The following is a 26,478-nucleotide window of genomic DNA, read 5'->3' on the forward strand; positions in this document are numbered from 1 at the left end:
ACTGCCGGTCGGGCCGTCAGTCATGTCCGGGGTACCTGTTTCAGAGCACCGACTTGACCGGCGGACCATCGTACGGCGCGGAGGCGACGCTGCGCGTCTTCCGGTACAGCCAGACCACCAGCGCCGCGAAGACGATCACGCCGACCAGCTGTGCCCAGTTGCCGTACCCGTCCGGGATGAACGGCAACTGCAGCGGCTCGTCCTTGCCGCTGGCGGCGACGATGCCGGCGAAGATCACGCCGTACAGGCTCTCACCGACGATCAGGCCGGTCGCCATCAGGACGCCGAGACGCTTGCGGCGCGCCGCATCGGTCACGTCGCGTTCGGCCCACTTGTCGTAGGCGCGGCCGATGAACGCACCGATCGGGATGATCAGCGTCACGGCCATCGGCAGGTACATGCCCATGCCGACCGCGAGCGGCGGGACGCGGAGGCTCTTGGTGGTGCGCTTGAGGACCTCGTCGAGCACGATCACCACGGCACCGATCACCGCGCCGAGACCGAGCAGACCCCAGTCCAGTTCGTCGCCGAAGATGCCCTCCGCCAACGACGACATCAACGCCGCCTGCGGGGCCGCCAGGGCGTCGGCCTTGGCGCCGGGGGCACCGGCGAAACCGAACGCGGTGTTCATCAGCCCCAGCACCGGCGGGATGATCACGGCGCCGAAGCACACGCCGATGATAAGGGCCACCTGCTGCTTCCACGGCGTCGCACCGACCAGCTGGCCGGTCTTGAGGTCCTGCAGGTTGTCGTTGGAGATGGTCGCGACGCCGAACACCACGGCGGCGGTGAACAGTGTGTACGCGGTCATCGCCAGCGCATCCTCGGAGCCGTGGGTCAGCTTCAGCAGGAGTGCGGCCAGCAGCACGACGACGATGCCGACGCCGGAGATCGGGCTATTCGACGATCCGATCAGACCGGCCATGTAGCCACACACCGCGGCCACCACGAGTCCGATGAGCAGCACGAAGATCACACTCACCGCGATCATCCCGGCACTGTTGCCCGCGAGCGGGGTTCCGCGCAGGAAGTCCCACAGCAGCCACGCGATCGGGATCATCGCCACGAAGACCGAGATCACCACCCACTGGAACGGGATATCGCGCTCGGTGATGTCGACGTCGACGCCGCTCTTGCGCTTGCGCGCGCTCCGCAGCGATTCGGTGATGCCCCGAGCGATCGGCAGCACCAGCGTCAGCAGGGTCCAGACCGCGGCCACCGCGATGGCGCCGGCCCCGATGAAGCGCACGTCGGACGAGAACAGCGCACTGACGCCTGCGAGCAGGTCGCCGTCGCCCAGGTTGTTCCACGACTGCTGCGGCAGCAGGATCCCGTAGGAGATCACCAGGCCCACCAGCATCGCCACGCCGACGCTCACACCGACCAGGTGGCCCACACCGATCAGCGCCATCGACAGGCTCGCACCGTACATGGTGGCGCCGCTGCCGACCTTGAACGCACCGGCCACCGAGTTGCTGAGGACCTTCAACGACGCCAGCAGCGAGAAGCCGGCCGCGACGAGCGAACCGGTGATAATCATCCGCATGCCGCCGCGATTCTCTTCGGCGCCCGTCTCGCTGTCGCCCACCTTGAGCACCTCGGCGGCGGCCACGCCCTCCGGATAGGGCAGGTCCGAGCCGGTCACCAATGTTCGACGCAGCGGAATCGAATACATGACACCGAGCAGGCCGCCGATCGCGCAGACGGCGACGGTCTCCCAGTACGGGAAGCCGGTCCACCAACCGATCATGATCAGGCCGGGCAGCACGAAGATGATGGCCGAGAGCGTGCCGGCCGCCGACGCGATGGTCTGAACGATGTTGTTCTCGACGATCGAGTGGTTCGCGAAGTACCGCAGGATCGACATCGAGATCACGGCGGCCGGGATGGCGGTGGCGAACGTCAGTCCCACCTTCAGACCGAGGTAGACGTTGGCGGCGGTGAAGACCAGCGTGATCAGACCACCGAGCACCACCGCCCGAATCGTCAACTCCCGCATCGCCGACCGTTGCCCAGAGGCGGTCTCCGTCGTCGTCATCGCACTCTCCATCTCCACACCGGTCGCACGGTCCGCGCCGACCCCACTGTCGCAGAGTCGACGAGGTCGGCATCTGCGGCCTGCCAAGAATAGTCCCCCACCGGGACGCTCACCGACGCGCGTTCTCCCGCATCAGCAGCCAGATCAAGTAGAGGCCGCCCAGGACCACGGTCACCGCCCCGACCGGCAGCCGCACATCGGCAAACATGTACTGCGCCACCAGATCCGCCCCGCTCAGCAACAGCGCACCCATCAGCGCGGACCCGGCGACGGTGAGCGGGGCCCCGGGCCCCTGCAGCCGCCGTGCGATCTGCGGCGCCGCCAGCGCCACGAAGGCGATCGGTCCGGCGATCGCGGTGACCACGGCGGTGTAGCCCGCACCGACGACGATCAACAGCACCCGGGTGCGATCGACCCGCACGCCGAGCGCCGTCGCGGCGTCGTCACCCAACTCCAGCTGGCGGATCCGGAAACTCGCCACCGGCAACGTCGGCAGCAGCACCACAGCGGCTGCGACGGCCCACACCAGCGGCGCCCATCCGACCGTGTTCAACGACCCCGCGCCCCAGATCGCCGCGTGCATCGCATCGTCGAGGTCGGCCTTCACCGAGAACCATTGATTGAGTGACGTCAGGACCGCGCTTACCGCGATGCCGACGATGATCAAGCGAAATCCGTCCACGCCGCCGCGATAGGAGAGCGCGAAGACCACGGCGGCGGCCGCCAGCGAACCGCCGACGGCACCGAGGACCAGCGCGGCATAGCCGGGAGTGCCGAACACCAGCACCGCGACCACGCCGGTGTAAGCGCCCGAGTTCAGCCCGATCACATCCGGGCTGCCCAACGGATTACGCGTCAACGACTGGAAGATCATGCCGCTGATCCCGAGGCACGCCCCGAATACCACCGCTGCCAGCGCCCGGCGGATCCGCCGGTCGAAGGTCGGCTCCACTCGCTTGCCGCCGGTGCCGACGAGCCCGTGAACCACGTCGCCGAGCGACAGACCGTGCTCGCCCAACAGCAGCGCCAGCAGCACGCAAACCGCCGCCCCGACACCGACCAACAGGTTCATCGCCACCGCGCGGGGCCGGTAGCGTACGCTGACCGCGCCCATCGCCAGGACGCGCTGGGCGCTCACCGGTCGGACCCCACACGACGCACCAGCCAGATCAGCACCGGAGCACCCAGCAACGGCGTCATCACCCCCACGGAGAGCTCGTCGGGCCAGATCACCAGGCGCCCGAGAATGTCGGCAGTCAGCAGCAGCGCCGGCCCCAGCACCACCGCGAAGGCCATCACCCACCGCTGATCGACGCCCGCCGCCAAGCGCACCGCATGCGGAATCATCAGACCGATGAAAGCGATCGGTCCAGCCGCGGCCGTGGCGGCCCCGCACATCAAGACCAGTCCCAGCACCCCGGTCAGGCGCGTGGCGGCCACGCGCGTGCCCATCGCCACTGCCATCTCCTCGCCCAGTGCCAAGGTGTTCAGTGCACGACCGCTCAGCAGCGACAACACCAGACCCACGACGATGAGCGGCGCGACCGCGGCCACGGTGCCTTCCGGCCGGTCGGCGATGCTGCCCACACCCCAGAACCGCATTCTGTCGAAATAGAGCGGGCTCAGCAGCGACAAACCCATCGCGATGCCGTTGAACACCGCGGTCACGGCCACACCCACCAGCGTCAGCCGCAGTCCGGTGGCGCCGCCGGGCGCCCGTGCGGCGATCGCCGCCACCAGAATCGCACCGAGCACCGCGCCCGCCAGGCTGAGTGGCAGATACTGCCCGATCTGTGTCACACCGAAGAATGCGACCCCCGCGGCCACCGCCAGCGCCGCTCCGGCATTGACCCCCAACAGTCCCGGGTCGGCCAACGGATTGCGGGTGAGCGCCTGCATCAGCGCCCCGCCGACGCCCAACGCCGCACCTACCAGCAGCCCGAGCACCGTCCGCGGCAGACGCAGCTGGAGGATCGTGTTGTGATCGATCGAGCCGTCCGGTGCGGTCAACGCCGACCACACGGTGCCCAGCGGCAGCGGCGCCGATCCGACCGCGACGCTGACCACGGTCACCGCCACCAAAATCAGGCAGGCCACGACGAACCAGGCGACCCGGCGCAGCGTCACCGAGGGGCGTGTGTCAGGGAGATCGCCTCGACGCCCCAGCCCAGCGGCCACACCTCGTCGACCGACCAGCCGGCCCGGGCGGCGAGGCGACGAAGATCGTCCCGCGTCCGCGGTCGCGCACCGCACACGGCCACCCGCAGCAGCGCCTGTTCGAGGGCGTCCGGGCCCAGCGCGTCGGTCCCGGTCGACTCCGCCAGGACCACGGTCGACGCGGTGTGGCGGAGTTCGGAGAGGTAAGCGAAGGCCTCGGCGTCGTCGCGGGCCGCCAGCGCCAGGCCCCCGAGCACCACGGTGTCGCGGCCCCGGGCCCAGACGTCGGTGATCTCCACCTCGGACGCCGCCACGTCCGCAGCGAGCGCGGGGAGCACCGAACGGGGTTCCACGATACGTATCGCGCGGCCCTCGCCGGCCAGCGCCGTGGCCAACACCGCCGCCCCCGGTCCCACCACCGTCACCGGGCCGGAACCGGCCACCGCGGGCACCGTCTTGAGCGCCGGAACCAGAAACGCCAGGCGTCCAGCCGCCTCCATCAGCTCGCGATACTCGGCCGGGTCCTCGGCGGCCTGAGCCCAGAAGCTCGCACCGCGGTGCCGCGCCCAGTTCGACGTGTCCGCACCCAGCGCCTGCTCCAGATCCGCCAACAGCATCACCTGGTCGGCCCGGGCGCCGTCGAACAGCTCCGCCACGTGCTCGTCGTCGATGAGCAGTTCCCCGTCGGGGGTGAGCGACACCGCGCCGTCCTCGAGGCCGACGACGTCCGCGGCGGCGAGCAGCTCGATGAGCGGTCCGAGCTGTTCGATACCGACCCCCAGCCGCTCGGCGAGCGCACGCATCCGGATCGGTCCGGATTCCAAGCGGCGCAGCAGCCCGCTGCGCAGCGCGATCCGCACCGCGAACCACGACACCGGCGAGTGCACCACGCCGGCCAGCACGGGCAGGAGGCGCCCCGCCGCGCGATGACGGTCTTGGTCCACCCCGCCTGCGTGCTCCGCGGCCCCGGCCGTCCGGTGCCAGTAGCCGGTGATATTCACATGCGACTTGGCGATCCCCCAGTCCCGCGTCACCCGCTTGCGTACCGGCAGCAGCGCACGACTCTCCGCTCCGGCCCACACGTAACCGGTGCCGACGGGTCGCGGCAGCGCGCACACAGCCTCGCCCAAGGCGTGCGGGTCACCGGGCTCGGCCACCACGGTGACGAGCGAATCCGCTTGTGCCAGCGGCAGTTCCGGCGTCGCAGCAGCCTCCGCAACCGCCAGCACCACCGTCACCGGTCCGTCGACCGGACGCTCCAGCAGGAACCTCTCGATGGCCGGGATCCCCGTCTCGTCGCCGACGAGCAGCGTCCACTCGGCGTCATCCGGCACGATGGTCGACGACTTCGGCCCCACCGCCCACAGCGTGTGGCCCGGTCGCGCCGCGGCCGCCCAACGCTCGGCCGGCCCCGCCGCGGAACCGTCGCCGCGTGCACCGTCACCGCTGTGCAACACGAAGTCGAAGCTCACCTCACCGGCCACCGGATCCACCTGCACCGGTGTGTAGTCCCGGGTGACCCGCACCTGTGAGGTGGGCCACTCGATCCCGTTCTCCCGTTGCAGCGGGAGCGCTTCGGCGATGTCGCCGTCGGGCGCGAGCACAAACTTGACGTGGTCGTCGAAGGCCAGACTGGTGAACGCGGGCAACGCCAGGCCATCCCGATCGAAGGCGCCGAGTTCCGGGCCGCCGACGGTGACTCGACGCATCCGCGGACCCCGCTCGGTCACCCTCAGCACCTCGAGTTCGCGCACCACCAAGGGCAGCGCGGTGAATCGTCCGCTCGCCACCCCGCTCACCCCCGCCCGAAGGTCTTCTCGACGATGTTCAGCATCTCGATGGCCTCGTGGAAGTCGCCGCGCTGCACCCAGTACGGCAGGTCGTAGGCCTGGTTCGCGGCGAAGGCCGGGAGCTGCGCGAAGATCGGTTTGCCGCGTAGATCAGCCACTGTCGGGGCGCCTTCGGTGAAGGGGATGACGAACAGGGTGTCCATGGTCAACACCTGGCCCACCTGCTCGGTGGACAGTGCGTACATGTCGCCGCCGGGCGTGTACGGCTCGAAACGTCCGCTGGCGAACAATGGGGCGGGTCGGAAGCCGAGCGCCGCGAACTCCTTCGGAAGCCCCCGATCCTCGATCAGCACGTACACCGAGCCGTCGGCGGTCAACGTCAGGAAAGCACTTCCCCGGGCGGCACGCTGATGCCATCGCGGACCGCCACGACGCGCGCGTCGTACTCGGCGATCGCATCCCGGTACACCTGAGGCTCGTCGAAGACGTCGACGGCGAGGAACTCGAACTGCTGCTGCCACTGCGTCAGATCGCCGCTGACCACCACCGTGGGAGCGATCGCCGAGAGCTCTCCGTAGGCCTCGGTGGCGTGCCGCAGCGGAAAGCCCAGGCCTCCGGCGATGATCAGATCCGGCTCCTGAGCCAGGATGGCCTCGGTGTCGAAGCCGTCGACGTCCCACGGCAGCCACTGCGTGCCCTGGGTGCGAGCGGCCTCGGCCCACGCCGGCGCGAACACACCGGGTGCGGCCGTGTACTCGGGAGTCATCGCGACTACCGGCACGTCCATGTCGTACAGGTAGCCGGCGAGGGCATAGTTCAGCAGCACCACCCGCTGGGGATCGCTCGGCACCTGCACCTCGCCCTGATCGGTCTGGACCGTCACCGCCCCGCCCTCGGCGGCTTCCGAGGACGAACAGGCGACGATCCCCGTCGCCAAGGCTGCCACGGACAGCAACGCCAGGATTCTTCGTGCCCACATCGGCATCTCTTGCCTCACTTCGACTCTCGGGCTTGCACAGCCTCCAGGAGGCACCACGGCACCTCCGCATTAATTAGGTAAGACTAAGCTTAGAACCGTCGCGAGGCGGGGCGGTTCCCAACCGGACACGACCGCGCGCCCAACCGGACGAATCCACCTAGCACATGAGGAGCGAGCCGATGGAGGCTGCACAGCGCCCTTCGACGGCGGTCGAGCCGCCCCACGCCATTCGCGTCCTCGGCCACTCCGAGCACACCCATCGGCTGCCCCACCTGATCTATGTGGCCATCGGCGTCGCCCACCTACGGGTGAACAGCCGACCGATGACGCTGCGCGCGCGGGAAGCTGTCTGGCTCGCCCCCGGTGTGCCGCACGCCGCCCGCTACGAGCCCGGCAGCCTCGTCCTGGGACCGCTGCTGTCACCGAACACCGTGCCGCGCGCGGGGGTGCACCGACTGCCGCCGATGACCGAGTTATCGCAACTGATGACCGCCCTGCTCGGGATCGGGTCCTGCACCGAGGACCAGATCGCGATGTTCCGCGGCCGCCTCGACACCCTGCTGAACTCGGTGGCCCTCCCCCTGTTCCCGCTCACACCCCCGCGACATCCGGCCGCCGGTGCGCTCGCCCGCAGCTGCGTCACCACCGAGCAGCCCCTCGTCCAACTGGCCGCGGCGCACGGCCTCAGCGCACGGCAGGCCCAACGCATCTTCGTCGCCGAGACCGGCCTGCCCTTCCGCCGCTGGCGGGTGCAGGCCCGGTTGAACATCGCCGCCGAACGACTACGCGGCGGATCGTCGGTGGATGCGGCAGCCGCCGTCGCCGGGTACGCCACCGCCTCCGGACTACGCAAGGCGCTGCTGCGCGAGGCCGGCCTCGACATCGACGCGCTGCGCGGTTAGCACCGAGTCAGAGACTATCGACGCCGGCGTCGACGGCCTGCTCCAGCAGGCTGCGCCGGTACGACTCGAGCGCGACGAGGTCGCCGAACAGCGCGTTGTAGCCGTCCGGGTCGCCGCCCGGAGACATGCGGCGCAGCTTGGACTTGAGGTCGCCGATCTGCGCGCCGACCCACACTTCCTGCGACCGCGCCAGCACGCTGGCGATGTAACGCGGGAGCTGCCCCTCCTCCACCGGCAGGTCCTCCACGGCCAGTTCGGTGACCAGCGGGGTGAGCGCCGGATTGTCGACGGACTGACTGATCGCGTCGACCCACGACGCACCGCTCATTCCGCTCGCGGTGCCTCCGATATTCGAGATCGCCTGACGCACCAGGGCATACGCCGGCTCGCTGAAGCACTCCGGCGGGAGCGAGTCAAACACCGTCCCGGCGAGCGCCGGATACTGGATGGCGGCCTTGAGCGCCTCGCGTTGCGGCCACAGCCGCGGATCGTTCGCCAGCGGGCGCGCGGTCGGCGGCGGGGAGGCCGCCTCCGGCGCCTCGTAACGGCCGGGCCGTCGTCCCCGGCCGGGTTGCTGTCTCCCCCGGCCGCGGCCGGCTTGCTGTCGTACGCGGCCGAGCACCTGGGCCACGTCTTCCCAACCGACCCATCCGGCGAGCTGGCGCGCGTACTCGTCACGCAAGGCCACGTCGCGGATCTGCGCGACCACCGGCACGGTGTCGCGCAGCGCGGCCACCCGCCCCTCCGCGGTGTCCAGGTCGTGGTTGGCCAGCAACGCCTTGATGGCGAACTCGAACATCGGGATCCGCTGCGCGATGAGGTCGCGCAGTGCGGCGTCGCCGGAGTTCTGCCGCAGATCGCACGGGTCCATGCCGTCGGGGGCGACGGCCACGAAGGTCTGTCCGGACACGGACTGTTCGCCCTCGAACGCCTTGAGCGCGGCGGCCTTGCCCGCCTCGTCGCCGTCGAAGGTGTAGATCACCTCGCCGCGGAAGTACGAGTCGTCCATCATGAGGCGCCGGATCAGCGCCAGATGGTCCTCGCCGAACGCCGTGCCACAGGACGCGACGGCGGTCGGCACGCCGGCCATGTGCATCGCCATCACGTCGGTGTAGCCCTCGACGATCACCACCTGGTGTCCCTTGGCGATGTCGCGCTTGGCCAGGTCCAGCCCGAACAGCACCTGCGACTTCTTGTAGAGCATGGTCTCGGGCGTATTCATGTACTTGCCGAGATTGTCGTCGTCGAACAGTTTGCGCGCGCCGAAGCCGATCACGTCTCCGGCGAGGTTGCGGATGGGCCAGAGCAAGCGGCGATGAAACCGGTCGATCGGCCCCTTTCGTCCCTGCTTCGACAGCCCGGCAGCCTCCAACTCGTTGAACGAGAAGCCCTGCGTCAGAAGCACTTTGGTCATCGTGTCCCAACCGGCCGGCGCATAGCCGCAGCCGAACGTCTCGGCGGCGGCCTGGTCGAAGCCCCGGTCGGTGAGGAAGTCCCGGGCGGTCTGGGCGTCCGGGGTCCGCAGCTGTTCGGCGTAGTACCGCTGCGCGGCCGCGTTGGCCGCCACCAGGCGCGCACGCGTGCCCCGATCACGCACGATCGCGGTGCCGCCGCCCTCGTAGTTGATGCGGTAGCCGATCCGGTCGGCCAGCTGCTCCACCGCCTCGACGAAGCTGATGTGCTCCTGCTTCTGCAGAAACGAGTAGACGTCGCCGCCCTCGCCGCAGCCGAAGCAGTGATAGTGCCCGTGGTTGGGTCGCACATGGAACGACGGCGTCTTCTCGTCGTGGAAGGGACACAGGCCCTTCATGCTGTCGGCGCCGGCCCGCCGCAACGCGACGTAATCTCCGACGATGTCCTCGATGCGCGTCTGCTCACGGATAGCCGTGATGTCGCGATCGGGGATTCTGCCTGCCACCGGGCCAGTCTAGCCAGCATTCCGACCGGGGCTCCGCCACCTGACGGTTCCGCGACGTCCGGCCCGCTCAGCGCGGCGGACCGTTCTTGTCACACCCCCGCCCTATCGTGAACCACGTATCGAACAGATGATCGATACCCGGCCCGTTCCGCCGGTTCGACGAAGGAGTGACCATGTGTGAACACGATCCGCGCTGCCAGGGCACCGACGACCTCGTGGGCCAGGCGCTCGCCCAGATCATGGCCGGCCGCTGGGCCGTCACCGGCGTCTACAGCGACGAGACCGGCCCGCCGCTGGCCTACACCACCGGAATGGTGGAACACGGCCGCCCCGAGCTTCTGATCTACGGCCTGGAACCCGAGCAGGCCCTCCCGATCGTCAACCGGGTCGCCGAGCTGGTTGTGGCCGACGCCGACGTATTGGCGCAGCCCTACCTCGACCGGGTCCTCCGACCGCCCTACCGGCTGGCACTCCTGCCCGCGGTCCACACCGACGAGCTCACCGTGACCCGCCTGTTGTACGGCCCCGATGTCAGTGCGGTGCAACTGATCTGGCCGGATGTCGACGGGCGCTACCCGTGGGACCACGGCTACGGCTACGCGTCGTACATACAACCGCTCACCGGAGTCCCACGGCCGCTGGCCGGCTGACGCCGTCGTCGGCGGCCAACCACTAATCTGGCGACGATGGTTACCCGAAGTTGGTCCGCGGTCCAGGCAGAGCAGGCGTTGAGCCACCTGCCGATCCCCGACGTGCTCCGGGGCCGCGGCTACGCCAAGCAGGATCGGATCAGCGCGATCGAGTGGACGTCACCCACCGTGCTGCGCGGCATCTGCCGGGGGTCCGGCGCGAACCGCTACCAGAGCACGGTCACGCTGCACACGGCGCAGGGGCAGATCGTCGACGTGTTCGGCGTCTGCTCCTGCCCGGTGGCCGCCGACTGCAAACACTGCGCCGCGCTGATCCTGGCCGCCGTCGACACGGACGAATCCTCCTCGCCGTGGCGCGCCCTGCTCCGGGAAGTGAGCGCCGAACCCGCCGAACCGACCCCGCGACGGGCGGTGGCGCTGCAGTTCCATGTCTCGGTGGCCGACGCGCTCGGTCTGCAGGTGGCCCTGCGCCCGGTGGTCCAGCAGCCCGACGGCACGTGGACGCCGCACCTGCCGTGGGCCATCGTCCTCGACGGCAACGGGGACGGCTACGACGACGCCGACTTCCGCGCGCTCGCCGCCATCGCGTCCGCGTTCTTCTCCCCCGGCAGCCGCCGCACCCGCGGCGTCACCCGACTCCCGGCCGCCGTCGCGCTCGGGACTGCCCCGGCGGCCCTGTGGACAGCGCTGCGCGGCGCCGTCGAGAGCGGGCTGCCGGTGGTGGTGACGGGCCTGGCCGACGACGTGGTGCTGACCGACGAGTTCGCCGTCGCCTACCGCGTCCAGCCGCACAGCGACGGTGCCGCGCTCACCGCGTCGCTCACCCTGGCCGGCGACCACCTCGACGGTTTCCCGTCCGCCGTCGTGGGCCTCCCGAAGAACGGGGCGGCACTGCTGCGCGACCACACCCTGTACGTCGGCGCCCTCCCACAGCTCACCACGGGCGAAGCCGAACTGCTCTCCGGCGGCGTGCTGGAGATCCCCACCGCCGATTTCGCCGAGTTCAGTGCCGCCCTCCCCGAGCTGACCGCCCGTCGCAGCGTCGAGGTGCCCGAGCGCGGCCTGCTGCCGCCGGAGGTGTCGGCACCGTTCCCGCTGCTGCTCATCGAGGTGGAGGAGTCCGGTTCCCGCGTCCGATGGCGGACCGGCTATCTGGTCGACGGCTATCGCCGCGACTTCGACCCGTCGATCCCCGAACGCACGGTCGGCCTGCGCGACGTGGACGCGGAAGCACAGATGTGGCAGCGAGCCCGCCCCGACCTGGAGCTGTTCTGCGGCAGCCTCGGCCGCTGGAACGATGCGCTGACCGCGCGCACCCGCGGTCGCCTCCGTGCCGAGCGGGTGACCCCCGATCAGGCCGCGCTCGGGGACCTGCTGATTCCGATGGGTCTGAATCTCGCCGACACCGCGGTGCTGTGCGCCGAGACCGTCGCCCGGATCACCGCTCCCGGCCTGATTGAGGTCGAGATCACCGGTGCGACAAGGGACTTCCGTCCGGCCGACACGGTGGAGATGGGCTTCCGAGCCTCCGGCGCCTTCGAGTGGCTCGACTTGTCGATCGATGTGCTGATCGACGGTGAGCCCGTGCCGCTGGCGACGGTGATCGATGCCCTGGCCCGCGACGACGACACGCTCGTCCTCACCGACGGCGCCTACTTCCGGCTGGACACGCCGGAACTGCTGCGCCTCAAGGAACTGCTCGACGAGGCCCGCGCGATGGGCGACCTCCAGGGCGCCCGCATCGCCACCGGTCACCCCAACGCGACGCTGTGGGACGAGCTGCTCAGCCTGGGCAGCCTCGACACCCGCCTGGAGGAGTGGCGCCAGCAGCTCCGCCGACTGACCAACGCCCGGCCGCCGGAGCCGGTCCCGGTGCCCGACGGCCTGGACGCCGAGCTGCGCGGCTACCAGCGCGACGGTCTCGACTGGCTGAGCTTCCTGTGGGACAACGGGATCGGCGGGATCCTCGCCGACGACATGGGTCTGGGCAAGACGGTGCAGACCCTCGCCCTCATGACCCGCGCGGTCGCCGAGAATCCGCAGGCACGTTTCCTCGTCGTCGCCCCGACCAGCGTGATCGGCAACTGGGCCGCCGAGACCACCCGCTTCGCGCCCGGCCTGCGCGTGGCGACGGTGACCGCGACGCAGAAGCGGGCCGGCCGACCGTTGGCCGAGCAGATCGGCGACGCGAACGTGGTGATCACGTCGTACACCCTGCTGCGCATCGACAGCGACGCCTTCACCGAGATCGCTTGGGACGGAGCGGTTTTCGACGAGGCGCAGTTCATCAAGAACCACAACTCCAAGACCCATCAGGCCGCCCGTAAGCTCTCGCCGCCGTTCAAGCTCGCCATCACCGGCACCCCGATGGAGAACAACGTGATGGAGCTGTGGTCACTGGTCTCGGTGGTGATGCCGGGCCTGTACGCGAGCCCGCAGAAGTTCCGGGAGCACTTCGCCGGTCCGATCGAATCAGGCACCGCACCCGATCGGCTCGATGTCCTCCGGCGACGTCTGAAGCCGATCATGTTGCGCCGCACCAAAGATCAGGTCGCCGCCGACCTGCCACCCAAGCAGGATTCGGTGCTGACCCTGCAGTTGAGCCCGAAGCACCGCAAGCTCTACGACCTCGTCCTCAACCGGGAGCGCCAGCGCATCCTCGGACTCCTGGAGAACTGGCAGGACAACCGCGTCCAGATCCTGCAGGCGCTCACCCGGATGCGGCAGTTGAGCCTGCACCCCGGGCTGGTGAACGAGGAGTTCCGCACCGTGTCCGCCAGCAAGATCGACTACCTGGCCGAGCACCTGCCGATCCTGCTCGACGAGGGCCACAGCGCCCTGGTCTTCAGCAGTTTCACCGGCTTCCTGCAACTGATCGCTCAGGCGCTGACCGACGTCGGGATCACATTCAGCTACCTCGACGGCTCCATGTCGGCCCGCAAGCGACAGGCCGAGATCGACAAGTTCACCGGCGGCGAGACCAAGGTCTTTCTGATCAGCCTCAAGGCCGGCGGCTTCGGCCTCAACCTCACCGCGGCGGACTACTGCTTCGTCGCCGACCCGTGGTGGAACCCGGCCGCCGAAGCCCAGGCCGTAGACCGCGCCCACCGCATCGGGCAGGAACGCCCGGTCACGGTGTATCGCCTCGTCTCGGCCGAGACCATCGAGGAACGGGTGATCGAACTGCAAGACCGCAAGCGCGCCCTGTTCGACGCCCTCATCGACGACGGCGAGCAGTTCAGCGGCAAACTGTCCGCCGACGACGTGCGCCGACTGATCGCCGACGACGAGTAACCGACGGTCCCGGCGAAAAAGAACTCGCGCTTGGGGCGCACCACCCGGCACCATTTGACGGTGACCACTCCGACCACCCGGCTGCCCCGCGTGCTGCAGCCGTTCGCGCTGCGCCAGTATCGCTGGCTGGTGGCGGGTCTGGCACTCGCGCTGTTCGGCGACGGCGTATGGCTGATCGCCCTCATCTGGCAGGTGATCGCCCTCGGCGGCGGTCCGGGCGCGGTCTCGCTGGCCTCCGGGATCGCTGCGGTCGGCATGGTGGCGTCCACGCTGCTCGGCGGCGTGCTCGCCGACCGGGCCTCCCAGCGCAGCATCATCATCGGGCTGGAGACGGTCAAACTCCTGGCGTTCGCGTCGGTGGGGATCGCCGCGCTGCTCCACCTCCTGACCCTGCCGCACCTCGTCGTCGCCGCCCTGCTCGTCGGCATCACCACCGGGATGTACTACCCCGCGTACTCCGCGCTGCTGCCGCGCGTCGTCGACGCCGCACAACTGCTGGCGGCCAACGGCGTCGAGGGCTTCCTGCGGCCGGTCCTGCTGCAGGCCGCCGGACCGTTGATCGCCGGGGTGATCGTCGGCGCCGCCTCCCCGGGCACCGCGATCCTCGTGGGCGCCCTCGCCTGCGTGCTCGCCGCCGCGTGCTACGTCGCGATGGGACCGATCGTCGACGACGTCACCGACTCGGACGCCGTTGCACAGTCCGAACACCCGGCACCCCACCCGATCGCCTCGATCGTCGCCGACCTCGGCGAGGGATTCGCGTACATGTGGCGCACGCCGTGGCTGTGGGCGTCGCTCTTCTACTTCTCGTTCCTGCTGCTGATGGTGATGGGGCCGCTGGAAGTCCTGGTCCCGTTCGCATTGCGCGAGCGCGTCGCGGGCGGCGCCGCCGACCACGCGATGGTCCTCGCGGCCTTCGGCGCCGGGGCCGCGCTCGGCGCGTTCGTCCTCGCATCGCGGCCGATGCCTCGGCGCTACCTCTCGTTGATCTTCGGCTTGTGGGCCGTGGCCGCGCTGCCGCTGGTGGTCATGGGCGTCACGCACAGCACCTTCTGGTTCGTGGTCGCCGGCTTCGGCCTGGGCCTCCTGCTCGACGGTCCGATGGTGCTGTGGGGCACGCTGCTGCAGCGGCGCGTTCCCACGCCTCTCCTAGGCCGGATCTCCGGACTCGACTTCTTCGTCTCCGCCGCCCTGATGCCGGTGTCGATGGCCGTCGTCGCCCCGATCAGCGGAGTCCTCGGCGTCACCGCCACCTTCGTCCTGGCCGGTCTCCTCCCGGTTCCGGCCGCGGTCCTGTTCTACGTGTGGGCCCGCCTGTGGCGCGACGAGATCGACCACCCGTTGCAGATCTCCGAGCTCGACGTTCCGCTGCCGCCGTCGACCCCGCGATGAGCGCACTATGACCTTGGTCTCTGGCCGGACTCGAGAAGCGTTGGGTAGCGTTCGAGGAAAGTTCACCAGGGGGCGGAATGGAACAGTATGCACGGTCCGGTCTGACGTTCGACGTCACCGATTCCGGTATCAAGCGGCACGGCACAGTCGTTCTGCTACACGGCTTTCCGCAGACCTCGCATTCCTGGCGCCAGGTCACCCCGCTGCTGAACACGGCCGGTTATCGCACCGTCGCACCCGACCAGCGCGGCTACTCGCCCGGCGCACGACCGGACGGCCGCACCGCCTATCGCGCCTCCGAGTTGGTCGACGATGTCGCCGAGCTGATCAACGCGCTGGGCGACGGTCCCGTCCACCTCGTCGGGCACGACTGGGGCGCGGCCGTGGCGTGGGGTCTGGCCGCGAGCCGTCCGGACCTGGTCCGCACGCTCACGTCGGTGTCGGCACCGCATCCGGGTGCCTTCGTGAAGTCGTTTCTGCACAGCGATCAGCTGCTGCGCTCGTGGTACATGGCGGCCTTCCAGCCGCCCTTCGTGCCGGAGTTCCTCATCGACCGCTTCCCCGCGCTCTTCGACGACCTGTTGCGGCGCACCGGCATGGACGACGAGCAGCTCGCCGACGTCCACCGCGACGTGATCGACGCGGGCGCGTTGACGAGCGCGTTGAACTGGTACCGGGCCATGCTGCTGAACACCCCGCAGGCTCTGGCCCGCCGCGTCGCGGTGCCGGTGACCCACGTGTGGGGCGCGCACGACACGGCGCTGTCCCGGCGCGGCGCCGAACTGGCGGCGGACTTCGCGATCGCCGACTTCGACCTGCGGGTGCTGCCCGACGGCGGGCACTGGATTCCCGAACACAACGCGTCCGAACTGGCCGATCTCATCCTCGGCCGCGCACACGGTCACTGACCCGCCGCCGAACCCCGCGCGCGACGGCCCGGTCGGTCATAGTGGATGCAAGGCCGCTATCGCACAGTCGACCCCCAGGAGGAGAGCAGCATGCCCGACGACTTCCCCCTCAGCGAAGGCACCACCCTCACCACCGCCGTCTTCGGAGTGCCGGTCGGCGGCCTCGTCCAGGTGTGGACCGACAAGCCCACCGTCTGGCGTCTGGTGGACGTCGGCGGATTCTCCGATGCCGTCGGCATCGGCTCGGTGGCGCGCACGCAGATCGGACCGGGCCGGTACCGCGAGGTGTGCCTGTTCGACGACGAGAACGGCACGGTCGTGCTGCAGGAGCGTCACTTCTTGGAGGCTTCGGACAAGGGCTACCAGGTCGGCGGCCGAGTCTTCCAGGCCGAGCCGCCCAGCGAGGTCTTCGGCGACCCCTGGGAGGACTTGAGCGCCGCCGTCTTCCACGCGGCCGCACGAGCCTTCGACCGGGGCGAACTGATCGTCGTCGAACCGGGCGGCTGGGACGATTCCGACGGACGCTACTGCCTGATCGGCGCCTTCCACGACGGTGCGGTGGACCAGATCGTGCTGGAGACCTCCCCGGTGCCCGCCGGCAGCGAAGTATGGCCGGCCACCGACGAGACCGCGGGCCAGACCATCAGCGCACCGGTCAGCGACGACACGCTGCGCGGCGCCGGCACCCTCGCCATCGACGCGGTGCACCGCTGGGGACTGGCCCCGTGGGACGTCACGATCACCTACGTGGTGCCGCCGGAGGCGTTCACCGAGCAGGCGGCGGCGAACGCGGTGCCGCCCGCCGACGGCTGAGTTCCGCCGAGAGGCCTCGCCGCGGTTTCGGCACTACACTGAACCCGATGACTCCGTGTCGAGAACGGGGCGACGCCAAGGAGGTGCACCGACCATGACCGAAGAACGCGAAGACGACTTCGTCGGCTGCGACACGTGGGCCGCGATGGTCTCCTGGCTGGCCGAATCCCTCCCGGAGATCCCGGTCGGGGTGACCATCGACTTCGGCCCCAAGGACATGCTGCTCGACGACGTCCTCGACGCCGACGACTTCGAGGACGACCCGCTCGAAGCGCTCTGCGCACAGATCGTGGTGCTGCAGCACGGCCGCTTCCTCGTCCGCCGCTCCCGGGTGGTGATGGAGGCCAACAGCTACATCTCCCACGACGCGAGTGCCGCGACGCCGAACCGGTGGTTCGAGGACGACCCGGCGGGCGATTGCACGGCCGGTGCGATCTACGTCGACGACGCCCACCTGGCGGCCGAGATCTGCGTGACCTGGCTGTCCTCGGAGTCCCGCGACGAGGGGCCCCTCGACTTCGGCTTCGACGTCAGCGAAGCGATCCCGCTGCCGGGCATCGCGCAGGCCGAGCCCGCCTGGACCATCGACGACTTCCTGCGCCGCCTCGGCCACTGACACCGGGCTGGGCGCCCCAGAACCGGCAGCACGGAGCGGGCGACCGGGGCTCACCCCAGGTGCGCCTGCACCTCGGCACTCCCCTTGTCGAGCCGTTCCAGCCGCCCCTCGGTCATCGACGCGATCTGATCCACCACCACGCGCATGCGCTGCGCGTCGTCGTCGGCCTGCGACCACCGCGGCACCAGGATCGGGTCGAGGCCGCCGGGAGCGGTGTTCAGCAGCAGCGTCGCCACCCGGTGAATGCGTTCGCGTTGCCGATCCTGCTTGGCCCGATGACTGCGGTCGGAGAAGATGAAGCGCAGGGCGACGGTCTTGAGCATCGCCACCTCGGCCGCGACGTCGGCGGGGATCTCCAGGTCGGCGTCGTAGCGCCGCAACGGCTTGGGCCCCTGCACCTTTCGGGTCGCGGTGATCACCGCGGCGGCGAACCGACCGATCAATTCGGAGGTCAACCGCTTCATGGCGACCAGCGAATCCAGGGAACCGTCGTAGGAACCGAGCGCGCGGAAGATCTCCATCTCCGAGAGTCGTTGCGCCGCAACCACCAACGAGTCCGGATCGAGCCCGTCGAAGTAGCGCACGCCCAGTTCGGCGAGCTCGGTCTGGTCGTCGGCCGACCCCAACTGCCGCAAGTCGATGCGGCCGCTGACGATGCCGTCCTCCAGATCGTGCACCGAATAGGCGACGTCGTCGGACCAGTCCATCACCTGCGCTTCCAGAGAGCGACGTCCCTCCGGTGAGCCGCGTCGAATCCAGGCGAGTGCGGGCGCGTCCTCGAGGTACGCGCCGAACTTGGTGCCGGGCACCTCCCGGGTCCACGGGTACTTCAGGGTGGCGTCCAACGACGCCCGGGTCAGGTTGAGCCCGGCGCTCGCCCCGTCGGGCCCGAGGATCTTGGGTTCGAGCAGAGTAAGGATGCGCAGGTTCTGGGCGTTGCCCTCGAAACCGCCGTACTCGGCGGCCACCTCGTCGAGGGCCCTCTCGCCGTTGTGCCCGTACGGCGGATGGCCGATGTCGTGCGCGAGGCCTGCCAACTCCACGAGGTCCGGATCGCAGCCGAGTTCGGCGGCGATGCCGCGGCCGATCTGCCCCACCTCGAGCGAATGCGTCAATCGCGTGCGGGGCGTGTCGCCCTCCCGCGGGCCCACCACCTGTGTCTTGTCGGCCAGGCGCCGCAGCGCCGCACTGTGCAGCACGCGCGCCCGGTCCCGCGCGAAGGCGCTGCGATGATCGGCGGCCGGCCGCTCCCGCTCCACCTGCTTGAGCGACTCGGGAGCCATCCGCTCCACGTCGTCGGCGTCGTAGGAGGCCAGGAGCGGTTCAGACGGGGAAGTCATCGAAGATCTCTACTCGGTTCCGCCGCCGCAGCGGCGCAGAGGTGACGTTCGGCCGCCGACGGGAGAAACCCGCCGACGGCCGAAGTCGGGAACGTGACGCCAAGAATATGACGCCTGTCGTCAGCTGGTCGGCCAGCCGCGGGCCTCCGCCAGTTCCATCAGCTTGCCGCGCACGGCGTTGATCTGACGAGCGGTGAGGTCCGGGGAGGACTCCAGCAGCAGCTCGGTGAGCTCGTTGAACAGCGGACCGGAGTAGGTCTTACGCTGCGGACGGTCGTCGCGATCACGACGGTCGCGGCGATCGTCCCGGCGGTCGTCCCGGTCGCCGAAGCGGCCGCGGCGGTCGCCCCGGTCCCCACGGTCGTGGCCGCGGCGGTCGTCGCGGTCGCCGAACCGACCGCGGTTGTCGTCGCGACGCTGGGCGCGCTCGGCGGCAGGCGACTCACCGGCGGGCGCCTCCTCGGTGACCTTCACATTGGTCGCCTTGGAGCCGCGATCGGTGGCTTCGACGTCGAAGTCCACCTTCGCACCGGGACGCAACTGGCTCTCGTCGATGCCCTGGATGTCGTTGATGTGCAGGAACACATCGTCGCCGCCGCCCTCCGGCGACAGGAAACCGAAACCACGATTCGGGTCGTAATGCACAACCTTGCCGCTGACACTCACCGCAAAACTCACTCTCCGCGACGCCGCTGCAACCGGACCCCTTGCCCGAGCGGCGTTTCACCCGTCTTACTATGCCTCATCTTCACTGCTCACACCCGCTTTGCATCGCACATCGCTCCGCTCGCGTCGTCGTGGTCCCGACCACGGAGGCGGGCGACCCCGCCGTGACGTTCCTCCGTACGGGCGGATTCGTGTCGTCTGCGGCGATTCCCCACCTGGGACGCTCGCGCTCATGCCTAGGCTCGACGAATGCTGAGCCCCGTCTCGCGTCGATCGGCCGCTCACCTTGCGGGCCTCGTCGTCGCGCTCACGACCGCCCTCGTCGTCGCCGGTTGCACCTCCGTCGACGGCACCCCATCGCGCTCGTCGAATACGGCACCCGCGATCACCGCGATCGCCCCCACAGCGATCATTCTCGACGCCTCCGACTCGATGACGAGCGACGACGCCCCCGGACCGCGCATAGCGGCGGCCAAACGCGCCGCGACCGGTTTGATCGACGCCCTGCCCGACGGCTCGGACCTGGCTCTTCTCTCGTACGGCACCGGCACCGGCACGACGCCCGCCGAGGCGGCGGCGGGCTGCCGCGATGTCACCACCCTGGTGCCGCTGGGGCCGCTGGACCGCGCCCCGATGACCGCCGCGATCGAGGCGATCACGCCCCGCGGATTCACCCCGATCGCCGAATCCCTGCGCCGCGCCGCGGCACTGCTGCCCGCGGACAGCGCCGCGGCCATCGTCCTGATCTCCGACGGCGAGGACACCTGCGGCACCCCGCCGTGCGACGTCGCCGGTGAACTCAAGCGGGCCAACGCGCAGTTGCAGATCTCCACCGTCGGTTTCCGCACCGAAGGCGCCGCGTCCGATCAGCTCCGGTGCATTGCCGACGTCACCGGCGGCCTCTTCGTGGAAGCCGCGAACGAGGCGCAACTGGCCGCGCGTCTTCTCGCCACCCAGAACGGGAGCGCGGCGGCCACGGTCAACGGCGCCGCGTTCGAGGGCATCGACCTCGGCCAGTCCCTCACCGACATCCGGCGGCAGCACCCCGACTTCCCGAACACCGGCATCGTCGAGGACGACCTCACGATTGTGCACTGGCACGACTGCGACTGGGCCTTCGACCGCTCCCAGCAGCTGGTACAGATCCGCCCGGCCGAGGAGGTCCGCACCATCGACGGCGTCGGCGCGGGCAGCACCGTGGGCGATGCGCAGCGGTTCTACGGCCCACCGGTGGCGACGGTGAAAGAGTCCGACGGCACGTACACGCTGACCTTCGACGCGGGCGGCGACAAGGCCGCCTACCAGGTCACCGCGTCCGGTACCGACGGCTCCGCCGTCATCACCCGGATCGTCGTCTGCCGCTGCCTGCCGACCACCGCGGCCGACCTGCCGAGCACCCCGCCCACCGGCCTGTGCTCGGCGAATCATGTGACCAGCCAGGCCGATTACACGCATCCTCGGCTCGGCCTGATGCGGCTGTTCACCCTCACTCGCGGCGCCTCCAGCGGGGACGGGAACAGCTGCGTCGTGGCGGTCCCCGCCGATGCCGACCGCGCACCGATCGTCGTCGACAAGATGTCCGTCTACAAAGACGAGCTGACGCTCGCCGAACCGGTCTCCGACTCCACCGGCAACGCCTTCGTCAACTACAACCCCGGCCGGTACAACGGCGTTCTCATCCTGGTGCCGACCGACTCCGGTTTTCAGCCCCTCACACCGCAAAAGTTCGGTGAACCCTCTACCGGTGTCCGCAACTTCTACGGCGCCGAGCTGATCGGGCCGGGCGCCAACGGCCAGTACGTCATCGAGCAGAGCAGCAACGACTGCGCCCCGGATTGCGCCGGCGGCACCATCACCAAGACCAGGTATCGCTGGAACGGCAGCGACTACGTGCAGTAGGCGACGAGGTGAAGGAGTAGCCGCGCGCCGCTACGGTGGAGGCCAGCGTCGTTGACTGGAGGAAACCATGGCGTACACCGTCGCCGATCTGATCGTGGAAACCATCCGAGAGGCTGGGGCACAACGAGTTTGGGGCATTCCCGGTGATTCGCTGAACGGTTTCACCGACGCGCTCCGCACCCATCCGGAACTGCCGTGGATGCATGTGCGGCATGAGGAAGCCGGAGCGTTCGCGGCGAGCGGCGAGGCCGCGATGACCGGTGAACTCGCCGTCGTCGCCGGCAGCTGCGGGCCGGGCAACCTGCACTTCCTCAACGGTCTGTACGACGCCCACCGTTCCCGCGTCCCGGTGCTGGCCATCGCATCGCACATCCCCGGCGACCAGATCGGCACCAACTACTTCCAGGAGACCCACCCGGAGAACCTGTATCGCGAGTGCAGCGTGTACTGCGAGGTGGGCCGCACTCCCGAACAGCTCATTCGGATCCTCGAGATCGCGATCCGCACGGCGATCTCCGAGCGCGGCGTCGCCGTCCTGGTGATTCCGGGCGAACTCTTCACCGCCAAGATCGATCGTCCCGAGCGGGTGCCCCGAATCCGCGCCACCAGCCCGGTGATCCGCCCGTCCGACGAAGAAGTGCACCTGGCCGCCGCCATGCTCAACGCCGACCAGCGGGTGACGATCTTCGCCGGCGCCGGGTGCGCGGGCGCCCACGACGACGTGGTCGCGCTCGCAGAGCGGTTACGGGCGCCCGTGGTGCACGCCTACCGCGGCAAGGAGCACCTGGAGTACGACAATCCGTGCGACGTCGGGATGACCGGCCTGGTCGGCTTCTCCTCCGGCTACCGCGCCATGGAGAGCTGCGACACGCTCCTGATGCTCGGCACGGATTTCCCGTACGCCCAGTTCCTGCCCCGGCACGCGCGCACCATCCAGCTCGATATCCGGGGCAGCCAGCTCGGCCGGCGCACCCGTGTCGATCTGCCGCTGGTCGGTTCCGTCGTCGACACGCTCCCCCTGCTGACCCCGCTGATCGACGACGACCGCGACCGCACCCATCTCGACGCGGCAATCGAGCACTACGCGTCGACCCGCACGTTGCTCGACGAGTTGGCCGTCCCCGACGATCACATTCCGATCCGGCCCGAGTACCTGACGGCACTGCTCGATCGGCTCGCCGACGACGACGCGATCTTCGTCCCCGACGTCGGCTCCCCCATCATCTGGGCGGCGCGTTACCTCACGATGAACGGGCGCCGACGCCTCCTCGGCTCGTTCAACCACGGCTCCATGGCCAACGCACTGACCATGTCGACCGGGATCGCGGCGGCTTCGCCTGGGCGGCAAGTGATCTCGCTGTCCGGCGACGGCGGGTTCGCGATGCTGCTCGGCGAACTGCTGACCCTGGTGCAGAACGATCTGCCGGTCAAAACCGTCGTCTACAACAACTCGTCGCTGAACTTCGTGGAGCTGGAGATGAAGGCCGACGGCTTCGTGAACTTCGGCACCGACCTGACCAATCCGAGCTTCGCGGCGGTCGCCGAGTCGGTCGGCATCCGCGGCTGGGCGGTGACGACGTCGTCGGAGTTGCCCGCCGCCGTCGCCGAGTTCCTCGCGCACGACGGCCCGGCCGTCCTCGACGTGACCGTGGCTCGCCAAGCGCTGTCCATCCCGCCGGCGATCACCGCCGCGCAGGCCAAGGGGTTCACGCTCTGGTCGCTGCGGACCGTGCTGTCCGGCCGCGGCAACGAGCTCATCGACCTCGCCGAGGTCAACCTGCTGAGTCGGCTGCGCCGCCCCAAAGAGTAGACCGCCCCACGAAGTGGGCCGCGTGCGACGTCGTACCCGGGTGGTTCACTGCGTTCAGGCGCCGTCGCATCCGGCGGCGGCCCTGATCGGGGGATCATCATGACACTCAACCGCAAACTCAGCCCGGGCGACGTGTACCGCCTGCTCGCCGAGCTCCGCGCCCAGCTGCCGCCGGACTACGACCCGTACGACGACTACTGGGCCGCCCCGTACGACTGCGACCCGGCGATCTGCGCCCTCGACGACGAAGACCGCCCCGAGGAGATCCTCCGGGCGGTCTTCATTCCGTGTCCCGAGCGCGGGGCGCCGCCCTGGCGACGCCTGGCCGGCTGACGCCCACCCCGCCGACCTGCCGTGTCGCGACGCTGTCTGCGGGTCGATCCCGGGGCTCCGGGGTCGACCCGGGATCAGGGTCGCGACACGTGCGGTAGAGGGTGGAGCGTCAGGCGCCGAGCAGCTTGCCGCCGAGGTATTCGGCGACCCGGTCGAGCGAGACTCGCTCCTGCGACATGGTGTCGCGCTCACGCACGGTGACGGCGTCGTCCTCGAGGGTGTCGAAGTCGACGGTGACGCAGAACGGCGTGCCGATCTCGTCCTGGCGGCGGTAGCGCTTGCCGATGCCCTGCGCGTCGTCGAAATCGATGGCCCAGTGCTTGCGCAGTTCGGCGGCGAGATCGCGGGCCTTCGGCGAGAGCGACTCGTTGCGCGACAGCGGCAGCACCGCCACCTTGATCGGCGCCAGACGACGATCCAGCTTCAGCACCGTGCGGGTGTCCGTGCCGCCCTTGGCGTTCGGCACCTCCTCCTCGGTGTACGCGTCGCAGAGGAAGGCCATCATCGACCGGCCGAGACCGGCCGCCGGCTCGATCACGAACGGCGTGTACTTCTCGCCGCTGGCCTGGTCGAAGTAGCTCAGGTCCTCGCCCGACTCGCGGCTGTGCGTCGCCAGGTCGTAGTCGGTGCGGTTCGCGATGCCCTCGAGCTCGCCCCACGAGTTGCCGCTGAAACCGAAGTCGTACTCGATGTCAGTGGTGCCCTTGGAGTAGTGCGAGAGCTTCTCCAACGGGTGCTCGTACAGGCGGAGGTTGTCGCGCGCGATGCCGAGGTCGGTGTACCAGTCCATCCGCGCGTCGATCCAGTACTGGTGCCACTTCTCGTCCTCGCCCGGCTTGACGAAGAACTCCATCTCCATCTGCTCGAACTCGCGGGTGCGGAAGATGAAGTTGCCCGGCGTGATCTCGTTGCGGAAGCTCTTGCCGATCTGCGCGATGCCGAACGGCGGCTTCTTACGCGTCGTGGTCATCACGTTCTTGAAGTTCACGAAGATGCCCTGCGCGGTCTCCGGACGCAGGTAGTGCAGACCCTGCTCGTCGTCGACCGGTCCCAGGAACGTCTTGAGCAGACCCGAGAACGCCTTCGGCTCGGTCCACTCGCCGCGGGTGCCGCAGTCGGGGCAGACGATGTCGCTCATCGGAGCGTCGTCGGGGTTGTCGAGGCCCTTCTTCAGGGCGTACGCCTCCTGCAGGTGGTCCTGCCGGTGACGACGGTGACAGTTGGTGCACTCGATCAGCGGGTCGGTGAAGACCTCGACGTGACCGGACGCCTCCCACACCTGGCGCGGCAGGATCACCGAGGAGTCCAGGCCCACCACGTCGTCGCGCGAGGTGACCATGCTGCGCCACCACTGGTCCTTGATGTTGTTCTTCAGCTCCACGCCGAGGGGGCCGTAATCCCACGCCGAACGCGTACCGCCGTAGATCTCACCGCACGGGAACACCAGGCCGCGACGCTTGGCGAGGTTGACGACGGCATCGACTTTGGACTGCACAGCCACGGTTACTGTTCTCCACGCTTGAGGGGTTGGACTCATCCGCGGCGCACCGTGCCGTTCGGCACGCGCACCACGACCTACAGGGTATCTCCCCCGCGCAAACCACCCGCGCTCACGTCAGGATGAGTTCGACGTACGGGATCGCCTCGAGCGGGCTGCCGATGGACTCCTCGATCACGCCGGCCAGCTCGTCGTACGCCTTCGGGTGGGCCACCCGGTACCGCTCGATGACGCCCTCGGCGACTTCCGGCGGCAGGGTTCGGGCGATCGCCGGTCGACGTCGCGCGAAGCCGATGGACACCCAGCAGTGCGGATCGGCCTGGAGATTGGCGTACCACTGCGATGTCTCACCGAACCCCGAGGCGACCACCACCCGGTGTTTGGCCGGGCGTTCCACGCACTCGAGCACGACGAACCGGTGCTCGCCGGACGTGCGCCCGAGGTGCTCCAGCAAGAGCAGCCGCCCGCCGAAGACGAAGCCGAGACCGGCACGGAAGAGCGGGATCGGCGCCCGCACCAGCCATCGCGTGTGCAGCATCTTCGACGCCCGGCTCGCCATGTCACCCATGCTATTGAGCACGTCGCGGCCGCGCAGCGACCCGTGCAATTGGGAACCGATGCTAATAAGCTGGCGGAAGATCGTCCGGAAGGGGACCCAGTGACGCAGCCCGACCTCGGAACCGCAGACCTCGCAACCGCAGACCTCGCAACCGCGGGCCATGCCGCCGCAGGCGAACTGCTGCGCGCTCTCGCCGCCCCGGCGCGCGTCGCGATCGTCCTCGCCCTCAACGAGCGGGCGATGTGCGTGCACGAGCTCGTCGACACCCTGCACCTCAATCAGCCGCAGGTGAGCCAGCACCTGCGGGTACTGAAGAACTCCGGCGTCGTCGTCGGCCATCGCCGCGGCCGCGAGGTGGAGTACACCCTCGTCGACGACCACATCGCCCACATCGTCACCGATGCCCTGATTCACGTCACCGAAGGCAGCCACGGGGAAGGCAGCCACGGGGTAGGCGACCGCGAGGCGGGTGGCCAGTCCGAGGTCCCGGCATGACCGACCCGAAACCGGTCACCGGTCAGCGCACCACCCGACAGCGCGCCGCGATCGCCGACCTGCTGACCCAGAACGACGACTTCCTCTCCGCGCAGCAGCTGCACGACCTGCTCACCGCGCGCGGCGACTCCATCGGCCTCACCACGGTCTATCGCAACCTCCAGGCCCTGGTCGATGCGGGTCAGGTGGACGCCATTTGGGACGGCTCCGGCGAGACCCGCTACCGCCACTGCTCCACCGAGCACCATCACCACCTGGTGTGCCGATCCTGCGGCGCGACCGTCGAGGTGCAGGGCGACCCGGTGGAACGCTGGGCGGACGCCATCGCCAAGACGCACGGCTACCGGGACATCGCGCACACCGTAGAGATCTTCGGCACGTGCGCCGCCTGTGCCGCGGCCGACTGACATCGGCACGGCCC

The 26,478-nt window shown here is 69.4% G+C and carries 23 protein-coding genes; 12 read left to right on the forward strand and 11 right to left on the reverse strand.

The annotated features are described in order from the left end of the window. Positions 1-40: 40 nt before the first annotated feature. The 6 genes from MUG78_RS00195 to MUG78_RS00220 form a co-directional block, all read right to left on the reverse strand. Complete coding sequence (locus MUG78_RS00195; protein ID WP_246991050.1) at positions 41-2,038, reverse strand: OPT family oligopeptide transporter; 1,998 nt, start codon at positions 2,036-2,038, stop codon at positions 41-43. A 109-nt stretch (positions 2,039-2,147) separates the two neighbouring features. After that, positions 2,148-3,176: a FecCD family ABC transporter permease gene (locus MUG78_RS00200; protein ID WP_246991052.1), complete on the reverse strand. Its 1,029-nt coding sequence runs from the start codon at positions 3,174-3,176 to the stop codon at positions 2,148-2,150. Next, positions 3,173-4,165: an iron chelate uptake ABC transporter family permease subunit gene (locus MUG78_RS00205; RefSeq protein ID WP_246991055.1), complete on the reverse strand. Its 993-nt coding sequence runs from the start codon at positions 4,163-4,165 to the stop codon at positions 3,173-3,175. The genes MUG78_RS00200 and MUG78_RS00205 overlap by 4 nt, the downstream gene beginning before the upstream one ends. After that, positions 4,162-5,985: a siderophore-interacting protein gene (locus MUG78_RS00210; protein WP_246991058.1), complete on the reverse strand. Its 1,824-nt coding sequence runs from the start codon at positions 5,983-5,985 to the stop codon at positions 4,162-4,164. Before MUG78_RS00210 ends, MUG78_RS00205 begins: the two co-directional genes overlap by 4 nt. A gap of 5 nt (positions 5,986-5,990) precedes the next feature. After that, entirely contained in the window at positions 5,991-6,362 is a 372-nt protein-coding gene (locus MUG78_RS00215) for a hypothetical protein (RefSeq protein ID WP_246991060.1), read from the reverse strand. A gap of 2 nt (positions 6,363-6,364) precedes the next feature. Further along, positions 6,365-6,940, reverse strand: a complete 576-nt coding sequence (locus tag MUG78_RS00220) for an ABC transporter substrate-binding protein (protein WP_246991062.1) — start codon at positions 6,938-6,940, stop codon at positions 6,365-6,367. A gap of 203 nt (positions 6,941-7,143) precedes the next feature. Between MUG78_RS00220 and MUG78_RS00225 the strand changes: the two genes are divergently transcribed. Then, positions 7,144-7,866 (forward strand): helix-turn-helix domain-containing protein, encoded by a 723-nt coding sequence (locus MUG78_RS00225; RefSeq protein ID WP_246991065.1) that lies wholly within the window; start codon positions 7,144-7,146, stop codon positions 7,864-7,866. 7 nt (positions 7,867-7,873) lie between these two features. On the opposite strand, the gene dnaG is transcribed toward MUG78_RS00225, so the two are convergent. Continuing rightward, on the reverse strand, positions 7,874-9,784 hold the full coding sequence (gene dnaG, locus MUG78_RS00230) for a DNA primase (protein WP_246991068.1): 1,911 nt from the start codon (positions 9,782-9,784) through the stop codon (positions 7,874-7,876). A gap of 173 nt (positions 9,785-9,957) precedes the next feature. Between dnaG and MUG78_RS00235 the strand changes: the two genes are divergently transcribed. From MUG78_RS00235 to MUG78_RS00260, 6 genes are all read left to right on the forward strand, one after another. Continuing rightward, the gene (locus MUG78_RS00235; protein WP_246991070.1) at positions 9,958-10,434 is read left to right on the forward strand and encodes a DUF4262 domain-containing protein; all 477 of its coding nucleotides are present in this window, start codon (positions 9,958-9,960) and stop codon (positions 10,432-10,434) included. 36 nt (positions 10,435-10,470) lie between these two features. Further along, positions 10,471-13,728: a DEAD/DEAH box helicase gene (locus tag MUG78_RS00240; RefSeq protein ID WP_246991073.1), complete on the forward strand. Its 3,258-nt coding sequence runs from the start codon at positions 10,471-10,473 to the stop codon at positions 13,726-13,728. Between the two features lie 54 nt (positions 13,729-13,782). Next, on the forward strand, positions 13,783-15,120 hold the full coding sequence (locus MUG78_RS00245) for an MFS transporter (protein ID WP_372493274.1): 1,338 nt from the start codon (positions 13,783-13,785) through the stop codon (positions 15,118-15,120). A 77-nt stretch (positions 15,121-15,197) separates the two neighbouring features. Further along, positions 15,198-16,028 (forward strand): alpha/beta fold hydrolase, encoded by an 831-nt coding sequence (locus tag MUG78_RS00250; protein WP_246991077.1) that lies wholly within the window; start codon positions 15,198-15,200, stop codon positions 16,026-16,028. Between the two features lie 90 nt (positions 16,029-16,118). Continuing rightward, a complete protein-coding gene (locus MUG78_RS00255) occupies positions 16,119-16,841 on the forward strand; it encodes a hypothetical protein (protein ID WP_246991079.1) in 723 nt (240 codons plus the stop codon). Between the two features lie 94 nt (positions 16,842-16,935). Next, on the forward strand, positions 16,936-17,457 hold the full coding sequence (locus MUG78_RS00260) for a hypothetical protein (RefSeq protein WP_246991082.1): 522 nt from the start codon (positions 16,936-16,938) through the stop codon (positions 17,455-17,457). A 50-nt stretch (positions 17,458-17,507) separates the two neighbouring features. On the opposite strand, the gene MUG78_RS00265 is transcribed toward MUG78_RS00260, so the two are convergent. Together MUG78_RS00265 and MUG78_RS00270 are read right to left on the reverse strand one after the other, a co-directional pair. After that, on the reverse strand, positions 17,508-18,797 hold the full coding sequence (locus MUG78_RS00265) for a deoxyguanosinetriphosphate triphosphohydrolase (RefSeq protein WP_246991084.1): 1,290 nt from the start codon (positions 18,795-18,797) through the stop codon (positions 17,508-17,510). Between the two features lie 120 nt (positions 18,798-18,917). After that, positions 18,918-19,463, reverse strand: coding sequence for a cold-shock protein (locus MUG78_RS00270; protein ID WP_246991087.1), 546 nt, complete (start codon positions 19,461-19,463; stop codon positions 18,918-18,920). A gap of 249 nt (positions 19,464-19,712) precedes the next feature. Between MUG78_RS00270 and MUG78_RS00275 the strand changes: the two genes are divergently transcribed. The 3 genes from MUG78_RS00275 to MUG78_RS00285 all read left to right on the forward strand — a co-directional run bounded on the left by MUG78_RS00275 (position 19,713) and on the right by MUG78_RS00285 (position 23,505). Next, the gene (locus MUG78_RS00275; RefSeq protein ID WP_246991090.1) at positions 19,713-21,362 is read left to right on the forward strand and encodes a vWA domain-containing protein; all 1,650 of its coding nucleotides are present in this window, start codon (positions 19,713-19,715) and stop codon (positions 21,360-21,362) included. A 67-nt stretch (positions 21,363-21,429) separates the two neighbouring features. Next, positions 21,430-23,172 (forward strand): ubiquinone-dependent pyruvate dehydrogenase, encoded by a 1,743-nt coding sequence (gene poxB, locus MUG78_RS00280; RefSeq protein WP_246991092.1) that lies wholly within the window; start codon positions 21,430-21,432, stop codon positions 23,170-23,172. Positions 23,173-23,271: 99 nt separating this feature from the next. Continuing rightward, a complete protein-coding gene (locus MUG78_RS00285) occupies positions 23,272-23,505 on the forward strand; it encodes a hypothetical protein (RefSeq protein WP_246991095.1) in 234 nt (77 codons plus the stop codon). Between the two features lie 109 nt (positions 23,506-23,614). Here the strand turns inward: MUG78_RS00285 and MUG78_RS00290 are convergent, their stop codons facing one another. After that, the gene (locus MUG78_RS00290) at positions 23,615-25,006 is read right to left on the reverse strand and encodes a glycine--tRNA ligase (protein WP_246991097.1); all 1,392 of its coding nucleotides are present in this window, start codon (positions 25,004-25,006) and stop codon (positions 23,615-23,617) included. 109 nt (positions 25,007-25,115) lie between these two features. Beyond that, entirely contained in the window at positions 25,116-25,562 is a 447-nt protein-coding gene (locus MUG78_RS00295; RefSeq protein WP_246991100.1) for a nitroreductase family deazaflavin-dependent oxidoreductase, read from the reverse strand. A gap of 99 nt (positions 25,563-25,661) precedes the next feature. Between MUG78_RS00295 and MUG78_RS00300 the strand changes: the two genes are divergently transcribed. Both MUG78_RS00300 and MUG78_RS00305 read left to right on the forward strand, forming a co-directional pair. Then, the gene (locus MUG78_RS00300) at positions 25,662-26,057 is read left to right on the forward strand and encodes an ArsR/SmtB family transcription factor (RefSeq protein WP_246991102.1); all 396 of its coding nucleotides are present in this window, start codon (positions 25,662-25,664) and stop codon (positions 26,055-26,057) included. After that, positions 26,054-26,464 (forward strand): Fur family transcriptional regulator, encoded by a 411-nt coding sequence (locus MUG78_RS00305; RefSeq protein ID WP_246991105.1) that lies wholly within the window; start codon positions 26,054-26,056, stop codon positions 26,462-26,464. Before MUG78_RS00300 ends, MUG78_RS00305 begins: the two co-directional genes overlap by 4 nt. Positions 26,465-26,478: the final 14 nt, after the last annotated feature.

Origin of the sequence: Gordonia alkaliphila (assembly GCF_023017165.1) — a bacterium.
Taxonomy (GTDB): Bacteria; Actinomycetota; Actinomycetes; order Mycobacteriales; family Mycobacteriaceae; genus Gordonia; species Gordonia alkaliphila.